Origin of the sequence: uncultured Polaribacter sp., assembly GCF_947497695.1 — a bacterium.
Lineage (GTDB): Bacteria > Bacteroidota > Bacteroidia > Flavobacteriales > Flavobacteriaceae > Polaribacter.
Genome location: NZ_CANMHM010000003.1, coordinates 64,893 through 81,606, shown reverse-complemented (window position 1 = coordinate 81,606; position 16,714 = coordinate 64,893). Strand labels below are relative to the sequence as shown.

The window sequence follows — 16,714 nt, the reverse complement described above, 5'->3', positions numbered from 1 at the left end:
TAACTGTTCAAGAATCCACCTAAAATACTGAAATACGGAAACAAGTTCGGTATAAATCCAGCAATAGTGGCTTACTTTTGTAGTTAAGACTCATCCTTCATAATTGAATCGTGTTGAGTTTAATAAACAATTTACTAACGTAGGCAGTGTGTTGTTAATGTATATTTTAAAGAACTTATTTTAAATGAAAATCAACTAAATTAGTCAACTCTTTTATTTTTTCTACTACTTCTCTACTTGTGGACTCTTTTTCTATTGATGAAATTTCTACTTTGGAAGCAAATTGTAATGCACACATCGCTAAAACATCTTGTTTATCACTAACTGCATAATTTTCTTCATACATAGAAATTAATTTATTGATAGCATTTGCAGCTTTTCTCATTCCTTCTTCCTCTTTTGTATTATTTACACTTAAAGGATAGGTTCTACCTGCTATAACAACATTAATTTTAAGTTTTTCCACAATCTTAAAGAACTTTATTTATGTAACTGAATGATACATTTATCGATTTCTCGAATTAAAGCATTTATTTTGAGTTTTGTATCTCTTGTATTTGTACTACTGCCTTCTATAGTTTTTGCAATTTTAAGCACATCATATTCTTTTTTTTGTGCTGCTAGTAATTGCTTTGTTTCAAATAGCTGATGTTGTAAATTATTTACATTCTGAAGCAATATCTCATTTTCATTCTTTAAAAACTCATAATTAGAAAGTAAGTTTTTTAACTTATCTTCCAGTAAATGAATTGCTTCTACTGTATTACTCATCTAACTTTTAGGAATAAAACTATATTTACAAAGTTAGCATTCTTTTTATATTTAACAACATTTTGTTGCATTTTTAACAATCAACTAATAACTAGTGTTTTAGCTAAAAAATGATTTTTACTATTTTTGCAAAAAACAAATTGACTTTGAAACATCCTTTTTGGCTATTCCTTTTTTTTTCGACTTTTAGTATTTTTTCTCAAGAAAAATATCCACAAGATTATTTTAGGTCTCCTTTAAACATACCAACTATTTTATCTGGCACTTTTGGAGAGCTAAGGTCTAATCATTTTCATTCTGGCATCGATATTAAAACCCAAGGTAAGGAAGGATTAAATATTTATGCTGCTGCAGATGGCTATGTTTCTAGAATAAAAGTAGCTCAGTTTGGTTTTGGTAAAGCTATTTACATTAATCATCCTAATGGTTTTACAACTGTATATGCTCATTTAAGTAAGTATGCTGATGAAATTGAAAAATATATAAAAAAAGTTCAGTACCAAAAAGAAAATTATCAAACAGGTAATTTATTCTTTAAAAAAGATAAATTCCCTGTAAGTAAGGGAGATATTATTGCTTTTTCTGGAGATTCTGGTAGTTCTGGTGCACCTCATTTACATTATGAAATTAGAAATACCAAAACAGAACATATTATTAATCCGTTACTTTTTGGTTTAAAGGTAGATGATACAACTCCTCCAATAATTCAAGCATTAAAAGTATATGCTTTAGAAAACGATTCAAGAGTAAATAATCAAAATAAAAGTTTTATTCTTCCTTTAAAAAAGGATGGAAAAACAGCCTATAGTACTAATCAAATTACAGCTTCTGGCAATATTGGCTTTGGTATAAAAACGATAGATTTATTAGATAAAGCTACAAATAACAACGGCATTTATAGCTTAGAAATGCAAGTAAATGGCAAACCTATTTATTATCATGATGTAGAAACATTTTCATTTGACGAGAGTAAGTATATCAATTTACATATTGATTATCCTCATTATAAAAAGTATCGAAAAAAATATCAGAAAACATACAAAGAAAGAGCGAACAAACTATCAACCTATAAAAACCTTGTAAATAGTGGTAAAATAAATATTGAAAACGGTTTCAACTATACAATCTCAATTATAGTAAAAGATTTTAAAGGCAATACAAGTTCTTTAAAAATACCTGTTTTAGGTAAAAAGAGTAATCCTATTTTTTCATCTCCAAAAGACACAACTGCATACAAAATAATTGCACAAAATTTTCATCGCTTTAAAAAGAGAAATGTTACCATCGCTTTCCCTAAAAACACTTTTTATGATGATTTATTTTTAGATTTTAAAGTTGATAAAGGCGTTGCTAAAATACATAACCCTACTATTCCTTTAGATAAAAGTTTTACTTTAACTTTTAATGTTTCTAAATATTCTGAAACAGAAAAAAAGCAACTTTACATTGCTAATTTAGCCAACTCAAAATATCCAAGATATCAATACACTAGAAAAAAAGATAGCATATTTTACACAACAACAAAAATATTAGGAAACTATAGTTTGGTTTCTGATACTCAAAAACCAAAAGTAAACGTACTCTATTTTAAAAACAACCAATGGATTACAAAACGAAATACCATTAAAGTCAAAATTTCTGATATTGGTTCTGGAATTAAAGATTACAGAGCAACAATAGATGGAGAATGGGTTTTAATGGAATACAATCATAAAAAAGGAATATTAACTTATAATTTTAGTGATAAAAAATTGGTTGGTAGCAAACATATCTTTAAAATTGTAGTCTCGGACAATGTTGGAAATACGAATACACTTTCTACAACGTTCTTTAAGAAACAAGTAAACTAAATCTTACGTGAAAAAAGCCTTTCTATTTTTATTATTGCTCCCAATTTTTACTTTTGCCCAAAAAACAACTATTTTAAAAGGGACTGTTAGAGATAAAAACAAACAGCCTATAGAAAAAGTTTCTATAAAATATAACAATACAGGTACTACTACTGATGAAAATGGTAGATATTCAATTAGAGTTCCTTTTAAAGAAGAAATTACGTTGGTTTTTAGCCATTTATCTCATAGAACTTATACAAAAAAATATACTGCTACTAATAGAAATGGAGAACGTTTTTCTGTTATTTTAACATCAAAAACAGAAGAATTAAAAGAAGTAATAATTAAAGATAACTTAAAAAATGCACAGGGAATTCAGAAAATAGATGTCGCTGTTGTTAAAAATGTAATTGGTACAAATGCTGGTGTAGAAAACATTTTAATGACCTTGCCTGGTGTAAGTAATAATAATGAATTAAGTACTCAGTACAATGTTAGAGGTGGTAATTTTGATGAAAACCTAGTTTATGTAAACGGTATTGAAATATACAGACCCTTTTTAATAAGATCTGGCCAACAAGAAGGTTTAAGTTTTATAAACCCAAACATGGTACAAAACATCAATTTTTCTGCAGGTGGTTTTCAAGCAAAATATGGAGATAAACTGTCATCTGTTTTAGATATTACCTATAGAAATCCTACAGAAATTGCAACCACTGTAGATCTAAGTTTTTTAGGGGCAAGTGTTACTTTTGAAGCACCTTTATTAGGTGATAAACTAACCTCAATTAGTAGTTTTAGATATAGAGATAACAGCCTATTTGTAAATAGTAAACAAATTGAAGTTAATTTCAGACCTGTTTTTATAGATTTTCAAACCTTTTTGTCTTACAAGGCTTCAGATAAATTAACATTTAATTTTTTAGGAAACTTTTCTTCAAACCAATACAATTATGAGCCAATATCTAGAAGAACTCGTTTTGGTACTGTTGCAGATCCTTTAGAATTAACTGTATTTTATAGCGGCCAAGAACAAAACAACTATTTAACTATTTTTGGAGCACTTTCTTCTCAATATAAAATAAATGATAATTTATCACTCACAACAACGCTCTCTAGATATAATACTCAAGAAGAAGAATATTTTGATATTTCTGCGGCATATCGTTTAGGTGAAGTAGATACTAATATTGGTTCTGAAAACTTTGGCGAAGTAGATTTTACTCAAGGTATTGGTTCTCAATTAAATCATGCTCGTAATGATTTAGATGCACTAATTACCAATGCTCAAGTAAAAGGAACTTATAAAAAAGCAAAACACCAAATAGATTTTGGTGTTAAATATCAAAAAGAAGATATTAGAGATCGTATCAGAGAATGGGAAGTAATAGATTCTTTAGGCTTTTCAATCAGACCACCAAATAGTGTTGGTAACCAACAACCTTACCAACCTTTTAATGAAGAAATTGAAACGTTTCAAAATATTAGAGAAGACAATGAAGTACAAATTAGTCGTATTTCTGGTTATGTGCAATTCAACCAACGTTCTTTTTGGAATGAACATGAAATTTTTTACAATTTAGGCGTAAGAGCTCAAAATTGGAATGTTACTGGAAACGGAATTGAATCTAAAAACCAAACTATTGTTAGCCCAAGAGCTCAATTTGCCATCAAACCAAATTGGGATAAAGATATGTTGTTTAGACTTTCTGGTGGTTGGTATTCTCAACCTCCATCATACAGAGAACTAAGAAATGCAGATGGATTGGTAAATGTAGATTTAAAAGCACAGCAATCAATCCATTATGTAACTGGTATGGATTATAGTTTTGATATGTGGGAAAGACCTTTTAAATTAACCACAGAATTATATTACAAAGATTTAACCAACGTAAACAGTTATACTGTAGACAATGTTAGAATTAGATATAGAGCAGATAATGATGCTGTTGCTTATGCTTATGGTTTAGATCTGCGTTTAAATGGAGAGTTTGTACCTGGTAGTGATAGTTGGGTAAGTGTTGGATATTTAAAAACAGAAGAAAACATAAATGATAGAGGTTATATTGCCAGACCTTCTGACCAGCGTGTAAAATTTGGAATCCTTTTTCAAGATTACGTACCTAATTTACCAAATTTAAAAGCCTATTTAAACTTGGTATATAATACAGGTCTTCCTGGAGGTTCTCCTTCTTATGCTGATGTTTATTTATATCAAGAGCGTTTAAGAGACTATAAACGTGCAGATCTAGGAGTTTCTTATGTTTTTGCTGATGCAACTAAACAATACAAAACTGGTTGGCTTTCTAAATTTAAAGAATTAAGTGCAGGTTTAGAGCTATTTAATATGTTTGATATTCAAAATTCAATTACCAATACTTGGGTTAGAGATGTTGATACTAAAACGCAATTCGGAATTCCTAATTTTATGACAGGGAGAGTTTTAAACTTTAAAGTTGGTATGAAATTTTAATAGAAAAACGAGCTGATTTTAATCAACTCGTTTCTATTACATTTTGCTAAAACAAAAAATTATCCCAAAATTTGGGCTGCATGTGCTTTTGTTTTAACCTTTAAAATAATGTCTTCAATAACTCCTTTTTCATCAATTACAAAGGTAGTTCTGTGAATTCCATCATATTCTTTCCCCATAAATTTCTTAGGTCCCCAAACATTAAAAGCGTTGATAACAACTTTATCTTCATCTGCTAATAAAGGAAAAGGAAGTCCGTGTTTGTCAATCCAATTTTGTTGTCTTTTGGCAGAATCTGCACTGGCTCCTAAAATAGCATATCCTTTTGCTAAAAAAGACTGGTAATTGTCACGTAAATCACACGCTTCATTTGTACAACCTGGTGTACTTGCCTTTGGATAAAAGAATAATACTAATTTTTTACCTACATAATCAGATAATTTTACAATGTTACCTGCATTGTCTTTTGCTTCAAATTGTGGAGCATTATCTCCTATTTTTAATGATGTCATATTGTTAATTTTTGTAAATATACAACCTCGAAAAGTTTTTTTTTGATGATAAAATAAATTTTAATTCTATTTTAACTTTGTAACTTGCCAACTCTGAAACTTTCTAATTAAAAGTATGACCAAAAAAGAAAAAGTACAATTTGTAATCGATAAACTAGATGAATTATACCCAGAAATCCCTATTCCTTTAGATCATAAAGATCCTTATACGTTGTTAATTGCTGTTTTGTTATCTGCTCAATGCACAGATGTTCGTGTTAATAAAATTACGCCTTTGTTATTCGCTAAAGCGGATAATCCTTTTGATATGGTGAAAATGTCTGTAGATGAAATTAAAGAAATTATTCGTCCTTGTGGATTATCACCCATGAAAAGCAAAGGAATTTACGGATTATCTAAAATTTTAATTGAAAAATACAATGGCGAAGTACCACAATCTTTTGAAGGTCTAGAAGAGTTACCAGCAGTTGGTCATAAAACAGCAAGTGTTGTTATGAGTCAGGCTTTTGGTGTACCTGCTTTTCCTGTAGATACACATATACAACGTTTAATGTTTCGTTGGAATTTAAGTAACGGAAAAAGTGTTGCACAAACTGAAAAAGATGCAAAACGTTTGTTTCCAAAAGAAAACTGGAACGATTTACACTTACAAATTATTTGGTATGGTAGAGAGTATTCACCTGCAAGAGGTTGGAATTTAGAGAAGGATATTATTACCAAAACTGTGGGTAGAAAAACGGTTTTAGATAGCTACTATAAAACTAAAAAATAGTTGTTTCAAAGAGACTCATAGAGAAAAATACTCAGTTACACAGAGATTTTTATATAGAAAAAGATTAGAAACACTTTCCTTTTAAATAACTTAAGTTGTGCTCAAAAAAAAGCTCCAACAATGTTGAAGCTTTTTCCTCTCTTAATTCAAATTCAACTCAATGGTGTTATTTGATTTCGTTTTAACAAAAGTTAGCGATTTGGAAAAATTAATCAAAAATTGAATTGTTTCTTGTTTAGGTTGCCTCTTAAAATTTGAGGACTTTTTAGAGTAAATTTGCATCATATAGTTAATTTAGTTTGTTAGATTGTAAATTAATAACGATGCATTTTTTAATTTATTGTTAATTTACTAAAATAATATTATGCTTTTCAATTAATTTACGCATATTAATCAATGCATAACGCATTCTGCCCAGTGCTGTATTAATACTAACACCTGTATTTTCGCTTATTTCTTTAAAACTCATATCTTTATACATACGCATTACCAAAACTTCTTTTTGCTCTTCTGGCAACTCATTAACAAGCTCTCTAACATTATCGTAAATTTGCTCTTGTATAATCTTTTTTTCAGCATTTAAATTTCCATCACCAATTACAGAAAAAATATCAAATTCATCTGTATTTTTAAAAGTTGGCATTCTGTTTGTTTTTCTAAAATGATCAATAACCAAATTATGAGCAATTCTCATAACCCAAGGTAAAAACTTACCCTCTTCATTATAATTACCTTTTTTTAAGGTTCTAATTACTTTAATAAAAGTATCTTGAAAAATATCTTCAGTAATATCCCTATCTTTTACTTTGCTATATATAAAACTATAAAGTCTTTGTTTGTGTCTTTTGATTAAAACAGCTAAAGCTGACTCATTTCCTTTTATATAATCGCTTACTAAAATACTATCTGTAATTGAGTTTGTTTGCATCATAACTACTTTTAGAAGAACAAGTGGCTCTTCTGGTTTGTATTAAATTAATAATTTAAAAGTAGTTTTGGTCTATATGCGTTTAATTTATTGCGGTTTATGATTTACAAATATGTACAATATATTTATATATCACAAATAATTTAACATCTTTTATTCATATTTCTTTTAAATTGGTGTAAAAAAAAGGTATTTTTATCACTTATATTTTTAAATAAATGAAGATCGATATTTCTGAAGTAAATCCTAAAGAAAACATTATAATCAAAGGAGCCAGCCTCCATAATTTAAAAAACATAGATGTAGTAATACCAAGAAATAAATTGGTGGTAATTACAGGACTTTCTGGTTCTGGGAAGTCTTCTTTGGCTTTTGACACCTTGTATGCAGAAGGTCAAAGACGTTATGTAGAAAGTTTATCTTCTTATGCACGCCAGTTTTTAGGCAAATTACACAAACCTAAAGTAGATTATATAAAAGGAATTGCACCTGCAATTGCTATAGAACAAAAGGTAAACTCTACAAACCCAAGATCTACAGTAGGTACATCAACAGAAATTTACGACTATATAAAATTATTATATGCCAGAATTGGTAAAACCTACTCGCCTATTTCTGGAAATGAGGTAAAAAAAGACACAGTTACTGATGTTGTTAAATTTGTTAAAAAGTTTAACGTCAAAACAAAACTCTTACTCCTTGCTCCTGTTATTATTGATGAAAATAGAGATTTAAAAACCGTTTTACAAGTATTAGAGCAGCAAGGTTATGCTCGTTTAAAATGGAATGATAAAGTATATAGAATTTCTGATTTTCCACAAAAGGAGTACAAAAAAGAACCTTTACTTTTAGTTGTTGATAGAATAATTACCAAAGATGATGAGGATTTTTACAACAGATTAGCAGATGCAATTCAGACTGCTTTTTTTGAAGGGAAAGGCATTTGTTTTATTGAAAATTTAACAGACAATAAAGTGGCTGAATTTAGCAATAAATTCGATTTAGATGGCATGTCTTTTTTAGAACCCAACACACATTTGTTCAGTTTTAATAACCCTTATGGAGCTTGCCCAACCTGTGAAGGTTATGGAAATGTAATTGGTATTGATGAGGATTTAGTAATACCTAACACTGGTTTATCTATTATGGAAGATTGTATTTTCCCTTTTAAAACTCCTTCTTATATTCATTATAAAGAGAGTTTAATTGAGGTTGCTTACCAGTTTGATATTCCTATTCACAAACCTTGGTTTGAACTCTCTGAAGAACAACAACAGTTAGTTTGGAATGGAAATGAAAGTTTTCATGGAATTCATCATTTTTTCACTGTTTTAGAAGAAAAAAGTTACAAAATACAAAACAGAGTCATGCTTTCTCGTTATCGAGGAAAAACAAAATGTAGTTCTTGTCATGGAAAGCGTTTGAGACACGAAACCAATTTTGTAAAAATAAACGAAAAAAGCATCTCTGATTTAGTTGCACTTCCTTTAGATGAATTGGCTATTTTCTTTAAAAATTTAAAATTAGATACATATCAAAAAAAAATAGGGAAACGTTTACTCACAGAAATCAATAATAGATTGCAGTTTTTAACTAATGTTGGGTTGAATTATTTAACTATCAACAGAACGTCTAACACACTCTCTGGTGGCGAGAGTCAGCGTATCAATTTAGCTACTTCGCTAGGAAGTTCTTTGGTTGGTTCTATGTATATTTTAGATGAACCTAGTATTGGTTTGCATCCAAAAGATACAGAACGTTTAATTGGTGTTTTAAAAAACTTACGAGATTTGGGCAACACAGTTGTAGTGGTAGAACATGATGAAGATATTATGAGAGAGGCTGATTATATTATAGATATTGGCCCAGAAGCAGGTACTTTTGGAGGAAATGTTGTTGCTGAAGGAAATTTCGATGAAATTTTAAAATCAGATTCTTTAACAGCAAAGTATTTAAATGAAGATTTAAAAATTGAAGTTCCTACAAAACGTAGAACATCAAAAAATAAAATACAAATTATTGGTGCAAGAGAACACAATCTTAAAAATATAGATGTTACTTTTCCTTTAAATTGTTTATCTGTTATTACTGGTGTTTCTGGTTCAGGAAAAAGCACGTTAGTAAAAAGTATTTTATACCCAACAATGCAAAAAAATCTGAATGGTTTTGGAGATAAAATTGGACAACATACAGAGGTAAAAGGAGATTTTGGCACTTTAAAACACGTAGAATTTATCGATCAAAATCCTATTGGACGTTCTTCCCGATCAAACCCAGTAACTTATATCAAAGCTTATGATGATATAAGGGCACTGTTTTCTAATCAAAAATTAGCAACGATAAGAAATTACAAACCAAAACACTTTTCTTTTAATGTAGAAGGAGGCAGATGTGAAGTTTGCAAAGGAGAAGGCGAAGTTACCATAGAAATGCAATTTATGGCAGATGTGCATTTAGAATGCGATGTTTGTAACGGAAAACGTTTCAAAAAAGAAGTTTTAGAAGTAAAATTCGATGGAAAATCTATTGACGATATTTTAAATTTAACTATTGATGATGCTGTTCAGTTTTTTGGAGAAAATTTAGTACCAAAAATTGCTAATAAATTAAAACCTTTACAAGATGTTGGTTTAGGTTATGTTCAGTTAGGGCAATCTTCTTCTACTCTTTCTGGTGGAGAGGCACAACGTATAAAATTAGCATCCTTTTTAGTCAAAGGAAATACCAAAGACAAAGCTTTATTTATTTTTGATGAACCAACCACTGGTCTACATTTTCATGATATTCAAAAATTATTGGCTTCTTTTAATGCCTTAATAGAACGTGGACATTCTATAATTGTCATAGAACACAACATAGAATTGATTAAATGTGCAGATTATATTATCGATTTAGGTTTAGAAGGAGGTAAAAATGGTGGAAAGCTTATTTTTCAGGGAACTCCAGAAGAATTGGCACGAAATAAAGATTCTTACACCGCTAAATATTTGGCGGAGAAATTAGTTTTCTAAATAGTTCTCATCTACTTTTAAAATTTAATTTATTTAACATCAATTTTATGCATTTCAACGACAAAAAAACACTGTTTATCTAAAATTAAAATTAACAATCAAATAATATTGTTTATTTGTAGTGTAAATGTGTGTAAATGCATTTATTGCAATTCATAAGTTGGGGGATTTATAAATTGTATTAAATACCATCAAAAATTAATTTTTTAGATGGTATTTTTATTTTATAGTGATACTAGAAAAACACTTAAAAATAGTGTAACAAAAAAATCCTTCTCAAAAGAGAAGGACTTTATTTTTGGGTGGAAGACGGGACTCGAACCCGCGACACTCGGTACCACAAACCGATACTCTAACCAACTGAGCTACAACCACCATGTAATTTCGGGTGCAAATATAATTCTTTTTTCTATTCTTAGAAATAAAATCTTAAATTAATTTACTTAAATTATTTACTGCAATATAACGTTCTGAGGTAAAGCCTTCTGCAGACTCTACTCCAATTAACCTCCCTAAATCTTTAGCTCTATACTTAATACTATCTATAAAATTCTTACTTGTTATTGGTGTTTCTGGCTCATTACTAGTTGGGTCATAAAATTGAGAAGAATAGGCTAATACAGCTTTTTCTTTAACATCCATAAAACCAGTGACATTAACCGCAAAATTAGGTTCAATATTTTTCCATTGTATATAATGATACACCTGTTTTGGTCTCCATTTTTCTTGCTGCTTACCTCCTATTGCTGTTTCAATTTTTAGTAATCCGCTTAAAAAACAAGCATCAGAAACTAAGTTACTACCTTTTGGGTGATCTATATGACGATCATCAATAGCATTACACAAAACTATTTCTGGTTGATACTTACGAATTATTTTTATAATTTCTAACTGATGTTTTTTATCATTTATAAAAAAACCATCTGCAAAACGTAAATTTTCTCTTACAGAAACTCCTAAAATTTCAGCGGCATTTGCTGCTTCTATATCTCTTAAATCTGCAGAACCACGTGTTCCTAATTCGCCACGAGTTAAATCTATAATACCTACTTTTTTTCCTAAAGAAACTTCTTTTGCAATTGTTGCTCCACAACTCAATTCTACATCATCAGGATGTGCACCAAATGCTAAAATATCTAACTTCATATATATCCTTATTTTACAAATGCTAATTTACTAATTACTTATAAAATCTGTTAGAAAAATATTAGATATCTCTCCTACTTCTTGACGAGTATTAAAAATAAAAAACACTTTCAAAAATATTTTTTGAAAGTGTTTTTAGTTATTATTATTGATAAAAGTTTATCTTAAAACAGCTTCTAAATTTTTCTCAAAAGTTTGCTGTAATTTCTGCATTATTTTATCAATCTGTTTATCTGCTAAGGTTTTAGTTTCATCTTGTAATAAGAAACTAACTGCATACGATTTTTTACCATCTGGTAATTTATCTCCTTCATACACATCAAACAAATCGACCTCTTTTAATAATTTCTTTTCAGATTGAAATGCAAGATTATATACTTCATTAAACGGTACTTTAGTATCTAATAATAATGCTAAATCTCTTTTTACAGCAGGAAATTTAGAATTTTCACTTACTTTAATGTTTTTATTACCTACTAATTTTAAAATTGTATCCCAATTAAAATCAGCAAATAAAACCTCTTGCTTAATTCCGAATTCTTTTAAAATAGTAGATTTTACAACTCCAAATTCTACCAATTTCATTTTTCCTAAACCAAGTAAAATTCCTTCAGAAAAAACATCTTGTTTTGTTGGTGTAGATTTTACTTTGTCTATACCTAACCTACCTAATAAAGAAGTAATAACACCTTTTAAATAAAAGAAATCTGTAGTTTTATTGACAAGACTCCAACTATCTTTAGTTCTATTTCCTGTAACAAAGAGGGTTAAATGCTTATGTTCTTCATACTTTTCATTGTATTTATGGTATGTTTTACCAAACTCATAAAACTGTAAAGAAGTATTTTTTCTGTTGATGTTATAGCCAACAGATTCAAGACCACTAAATAATAAAGATTGACGCATTACTTTTAAATCGTTACTTAACGGATTTAACATTTCAACATTAGCATCTTCATTAATATTTTCTGATAATGAAGTATACTCTGGCTTTGTTAAAGAGTTTGCCATGGTTTCATTGAAACCTAAAGCAGTTAATTGATCTGCAATAATGTTTTCAATTTTTGTATCTTTATTAGAATCAAAAGAAATAGAGGTGTTTAATTTATGAGAAAACTCAATATTATTATAGCCATACACTCTTAAAATTTCTTCAATAATATCTGCTTCTCTTTGAACATCTGTTCTGTATGAAGGGATTGTTAACCCCAAACCACCTTCAGTTTCACTATTAATTTTAATTTCTAAAGAGGCTAAAATATTTTTAATGGTTTCTTTAGGAATCTCTTGACCAATTAGTCTATAAGCACTTTCATAGGACAAAAAGACTTGAAAATCTTCAATTTTTTCTGGGTAAAAATCAGAAATATCAGATGCCATTTTACCTCCAGCATATTCTTCAATTAACAAGGCAGCTCTTTTTAAAGCATATTTTGTAAGATTAATATCTATTCCACGTTCAAAACGGAAAGAAGCATCTGTATTTAAACCATGTCTTTTAGCCGTTTTACGAACACTAACAGGATTAAAATAAGCACTTTCTAAAAATATAGAAGTTGTATTTTCTGTAACGCCAGATTTACTTCCACCAAAAACACCTGCAATACACATTGGGTTAGCATCTGCATCACAAATCATTATATCTTCTGATGATAATGTTCTTTCAACTTCATCTAAAGTGGTAAACTTTGTACCTTCTTTTAAAGTTTTTACAAGTATTTTATTCCCTTTTATTTTTTGAGCATCAAATGCGTGCAAAGGTTGTCCTAATTCATGCAATACATAATTTGTAATGTCTACAATATTATTTTTGGGTGTTAACCCAATTGCTTTTAATCTATTTTGAATCCATTCTGGCGAATCTTTTACTTGAATATCTGTAATAGAAATTCCACAATATCTTGGGGTTTGTTCTTTTTTATCAACTTCAACATCAAAGCGAAGTGTTCTTTCATCTACATGAAAATCACTTACAGAAGGAGAAATCAATTCTAAATTAACATCTTGCTGCATTAAACCAGCCTTTAAATCTCTAGCAACACCAAAATGGCTCATTGCATCTGACCTGTTTGGTGTTAGACCAATTTCAAAAACGTAATCTGTTTCTATTTTAAAAACTTCTGCAACAGGGGTACCTACTTTCAGATTTTTTTCTAGAACAAGAATTCCTTCATGCCCTTTACCTAAACCTAATTCGTCTTCAGCACAAATCATTCCATAGCTTTCTACACCTCTAATTTTGCCTTTTTTAATCTTAAAACTCACTCCTTTTTCATCATATAAAGTTGTACCAATTGTTGCTACGGGTACATTTTGACCTACTGCCACATTTGGTGCACCACAAACAATTTGTACAGGTTCTGCCAAACCTAAGTCTACAGTTGTTACTTTTAAACGATCTGCACCTGAGTGTTGTATGCAAGTTAAAACTTTACCAACAACAATGCCTTTTAAGCTTCCTTTTATAGATTCTTTGGTTTCAATTCCTTCTACCTCTAGTCCTAAATCGGTTAACAATTCTCCTGTTTTAACAGGTTCCCAATCTACCTGCAAAAATTGTTTTAACCAATTGTATGATATTTTCATATTCGTTTTCTAGGTTTGTTAGCTGCAAATTTACTTAAAATCTACTTTTTATTCTCCTTTTTCATTTTAAAAAAGAAAGTTTATTCTAAATAATTATAAAATAAATACCTTTGTGCACTTAAACACAAACAATGGTCAATAAAATACCAAATTATATCAAATACATTTTTACAAATTTTTTATTTTTATTTGTATTTGCTTTTCTATTTAGAATCATTTTTTATCAGTTTTTTGCACAATTAGAGGGAGTTTCATCTAAAGAATTACAAAAAGCTTTTGCACTTGGTATTCGTTTTGATATAAAATTGGCTGTGATCACAATTTTTCCGTTGGCAATTTTAATTTTAATTGTTAACTATCGTTTTTTACAAAGAAAAATTTATAAAATAACTGCTAATATCTATTTAATTTTAGCCTATTTAACGTTGACATTATTTTATCTTTTTGATTTTGGATATTATGATTATTTAAACATTCGTTTAGATGGTTCTTCACTCCGTTTTTTGAGCAACTTAAAAATATCTAGCCAAGTTTTAGTTGAAAGTTATCCTGTTTATAAAGGTATCTTTGGGTTATTAGTACTTTGTTTTTTGGTTTACAAATTTATTAATTATGTTTATTCTTGGTTTTCTAATCAGAAAAATAACATCACAAAAAAATTAAAAGCGGTTTATTTTATTGGTACAATTTTACTTTTATCTTACGGAATTTATAACAGCATTTCACATTATCCTCTAAGATGGAGTGAAGCCTTTTTTTCTAAAAAAAATGCTGTAAATCAATTTTCACTAAACCCTGTATTATACTTTTTTGATAGTTTTGCCTTTAGAAACGAAGGGGTTGATATGGAGGAGTTTAACAAATATTACCCTGTTATAGCAGATTATTTAAACCTGCCAAAAGATAAAATTTCTTTTGAAAGAAAAGTGGTATTTGATACTACATTTACAAAAAAACCAAATGTGGTAATTGTAATGATGGAATCTGTAGGTGTTAGACCAATGAGTTATTTTGGAAACCCTATAAATAGTACTCCAAAAATGGATTCTATTATAAAAAAGAGTTTATTATTCTCTAACTTTTATGTTCATAAATCTGGAACAGCAGCAAGTGTTTTTGCTAGTGTAACAGGTTTACCTGATATTGAATCTGTTAGAACAGCTTCTAGAAACCCATTAATTCAAAATCAACGAATTATTTTTGATCAATTTAAAGGCTATGAAAAGTTATACTTTTTAGGTGGAAGTGCCAATTGGGCAAATATTAGAAGTGTTTTTCAATCGAATATTAAAGGATTAAAAATATTTGAAGAAGGAAGTTATCAAACAGAAAAAAGGGCTGATGTTTGGGGAATTGATGATTATGAATTATTTAAAGAATCTAATAAAGAATTAGAAAAATTATCCCAAGAAAATACACCTTTTATTGCCTATATTCAAACAGCATCTAATCACATGCCTTTTACTGTGCCAGATCAAAAAGGAAGTTTTACTCCTTTAAAGGACACTGAAATTAATGATGATTTATTAGATAAATCTGGTTTTAAATCTATTGCTCAGTTAAATGCTTTAAGATATTTAGATTTTAATATTGGTAAATTTTTAGAGAGAGCTAAAAAATCTGGATATTATGACAATACCATATTTGCATTTTTTGGTGACCATAATACAACAATGAAAAGAACTGAAAACTTTACAATAGAATATGATTTAAATATTGAATTGCAACATGTTCCCTTTTTTATTCATGGGCCAAATTTTGTTAAAAGTGAAACGATTGCTAAAAATGGAAAACTCATCGATTTATTTCCAACCTTAGCAAATTTGGCGAAAGTAAATCACACAAATTATACTCTTGGTAATAATTTATTAGATAGCATTCCTAAAAAATCGTCTTCATTTGTGTATTATCAATTTAATGGAGAACCTGCATCAGGCTTAATTCAAGACAGCTTATTGTATGCAAAAACTAAGATTAGTAAAACAACAGGTCTTTTTAACTTAAATACTTCTGATATAAAAGATATTCAAAAAGAAAATCCAATAAGAGCCAAAAAAATGGATAGTTTATTGAGTGGCTATTATCATGCAACAAAATATTTATACTTTAACAATAAAAAAATTAAGTAAATATTTTTTTATCTACCTTCTTAAAAAAGAAGTAATAAATATTTGCAAAAGTTACACCAACTGTAATACCTACTAAAATATCAATAGGAAAATGGACGCCTAAATACAATCTGCTGTAAGCAAACAATAGTGGCCAAAATAAAACAAACCATATATATTTGTATTTATCTTTAAAAAGTAATATTACATACATTGAAAAAAATGTTGATGTTGATGCATGACCAGATGTAAAACTATAACTCTGAGGGTTAATAAGCGTTCTTAATAAATGGTTTATTTCAGGATCATTATTTGGTCTTAAACGTTGTACTGTATTTTTAATCAAATTTGTAAACTGATCTGAAAATGCAACCAATATTATCATAGATAAAACTACAATTCCTCCACGTTTCCATCCAAAGGTTTTAAATGTTAAAAACAAAATAAAAACAAATAATGGGGTCCAAGAATATTGATTGGTAATTGTTAACCAAATAATATCCCATTGTTCGTTTCCTAAATTATTTAAGAAAATTAAGAGGTTTTTATCAAAGTGTATAATTTTTTCTAACAAA

12 protein-coding genes and 1 tRNA gene are annotated in these 16,714 nt (G+C 28.8%); 5 read left to right on the top strand and 8 right to left on the bottom strand.

Annotated elements, in window-relative coordinates:
* Positions 1-175 precede the first annotated feature (175 nt).
* Both Q0731_RS04670 and Q0731_RS04665 read right to left on the bottom strand, forming a co-directional pair.
* Positions 176-466 carry a cell division protein ZapA gene (locus tag Q0731_RS04670; RefSeq protein ID WP_299060565.1) on the bottom strand — a complete coding sequence of 97 codons (291 nt, stop codon included), beginning with the start codon at positions 464-466 and terminating at the stop codon, positions 176-178.
* 14 nt (positions 467-480) lie between these two features.
* Complete coding sequence (locus Q0731_RS04665; protein WP_299060562.1) at positions 481-771, bottom strand: hypothetical protein; 291 nt, start codon at positions 769-771, stop codon at positions 481-483.
* Between the two features lie 110 nt (positions 772-881).
* On the opposite strand from Q0731_RS04665, the gene Q0731_RS04660 reads away from it, so the two are divergent.
* Positions 882-2,621, top strand: a complete 1,740-nt coding sequence (locus Q0731_RS04660) for a M23 family metallopeptidase (protein ID WP_299060559.1) — start codon at positions 882-884, stop codon at positions 2,619-2,621.
* Between the two features lie 7 nt (positions 2,622-2,628).
* Positions 2,629-5,076 carry a TonB-dependent receptor gene (locus Q0731_RS04655; protein ID WP_299060556.1) on the top strand — a complete coding sequence of 816 codons (2,448 nt, stop codon included), beginning with the start codon at positions 2,629-2,631 and terminating at the stop codon, positions 5,074-5,076.
* Between the two features lie 59 nt (positions 5,077-5,135).
* On the opposite strand, the gene bcp is transcribed toward Q0731_RS04655, so the two are convergent.
* On the bottom strand, positions 5,136-5,588 hold the full coding sequence (bcp, locus tag Q0731_RS04650) for a thioredoxin-dependent thiol peroxidase (RefSeq protein WP_299060554.1): 453 nt from the start codon (positions 5,586-5,588) through the stop codon (positions 5,136-5,138).
* Positions 5,589-5,703: 115 nt separating this feature from the next.
* On the opposite strand from bcp, the gene nth reads away from it, so the two are divergent.
* A complete protein-coding gene (gene nth / locus Q0731_RS04645; protein ID WP_299060550.1) occupies positions 5,704-6,360 on the top strand; it encodes an endonuclease III in 657 nt (218 codons plus the stop codon).
* A gap of 343 nt (positions 6,361-6,703) precedes the next feature.
* On the opposite strand, the gene Q0731_RS04640 is transcribed toward nth, so the two are convergent.
* Positions 6,704-7,288, bottom strand: a complete 585-nt coding sequence (locus tag Q0731_RS04640) for a sigma-70 family RNA polymerase sigma factor (RefSeq protein WP_299060548.1) — start codon at positions 7,286-7,288, stop codon at positions 6,704-6,706.
* Positions 7,289-7,506: 218 nt separating this feature from the next.
* On the opposite strand from Q0731_RS04640, the gene uvrA reads away from it, so the two are divergent.
* Positions 7,507-10,299 carry an excinuclease ABC subunit UvrA gene (gene uvrA, locus Q0731_RS04635; protein WP_299060546.1) on the top strand — a complete coding sequence of 931 codons (2,793 nt, stop codon included), beginning with the start codon at positions 7,507-7,509 and terminating at the stop codon, positions 10,297-10,299.
* Between the two features lie 300 nt (positions 10,300-10,599).
* Here the strand turns inward: uvrA and Q0731_RS04630 are convergent.
* The 3 genes from Q0731_RS04630 to pheT form a co-directional block, all read right to left on the bottom strand.
* Positions 10,600-10,675: transfer RNA gene (locus Q0731_RS04630), tRNA-His, on the bottom strand.
* 53 nt (positions 10,676-10,728) lie between these two features.
* The gene (bshB1, locus tag Q0731_RS04625; protein ID WP_299060544.1) at positions 10,729-11,445 is read right to left on the bottom strand and encodes a bacillithiol biosynthesis deacetylase BshB1; all 717 of its coding nucleotides are present in this window, start codon (positions 11,443-11,445) and stop codon (positions 10,729-10,731) included.
* A 159-nt stretch (positions 11,446-11,604) separates the two neighbouring features.
* Positions 11,605-14,031: a phenylalanine--tRNA ligase subunit beta gene (pheT, locus tag Q0731_RS04620; RefSeq protein WP_299060542.1), complete on the bottom strand. Its 2,427-nt coding sequence runs from the start codon at positions 14,029-14,031 to the stop codon at positions 11,605-11,607.
* Between the two features lie 131 nt (positions 14,032-14,162).
* On the opposite strand from pheT, the gene Q0731_RS04615 reads away from it, so the two are divergent.
* The gene (locus tag Q0731_RS04615; RefSeq protein ID WP_299060540.1) at positions 14,163-16,160 is read left to right on the top strand and encodes an LTA synthase family protein; all 1,998 of its coding nucleotides are present in this window, start codon (positions 14,163-14,165) and stop codon (positions 16,158-16,160) included.
* Here the strand turns inward: Q0731_RS04615 and Q0731_RS04610 are convergent.
* Positions 16,153-16,713 carry a phosphatase PAP2 family protein gene (locus tag Q0731_RS04610; RefSeq protein WP_299060538.1) on the bottom strand — a complete coding sequence of 187 codons (561 nt, stop codon included), beginning with the start codon at positions 16,711-16,713 and terminating at the stop codon, positions 16,153-16,155. The two genes, Q0731_RS04615 and Q0731_RS04610, sit on opposite strands and share 8 nt — an antisense overlap.
* Position 16,714 lies beyond the last annotated feature (1 nt).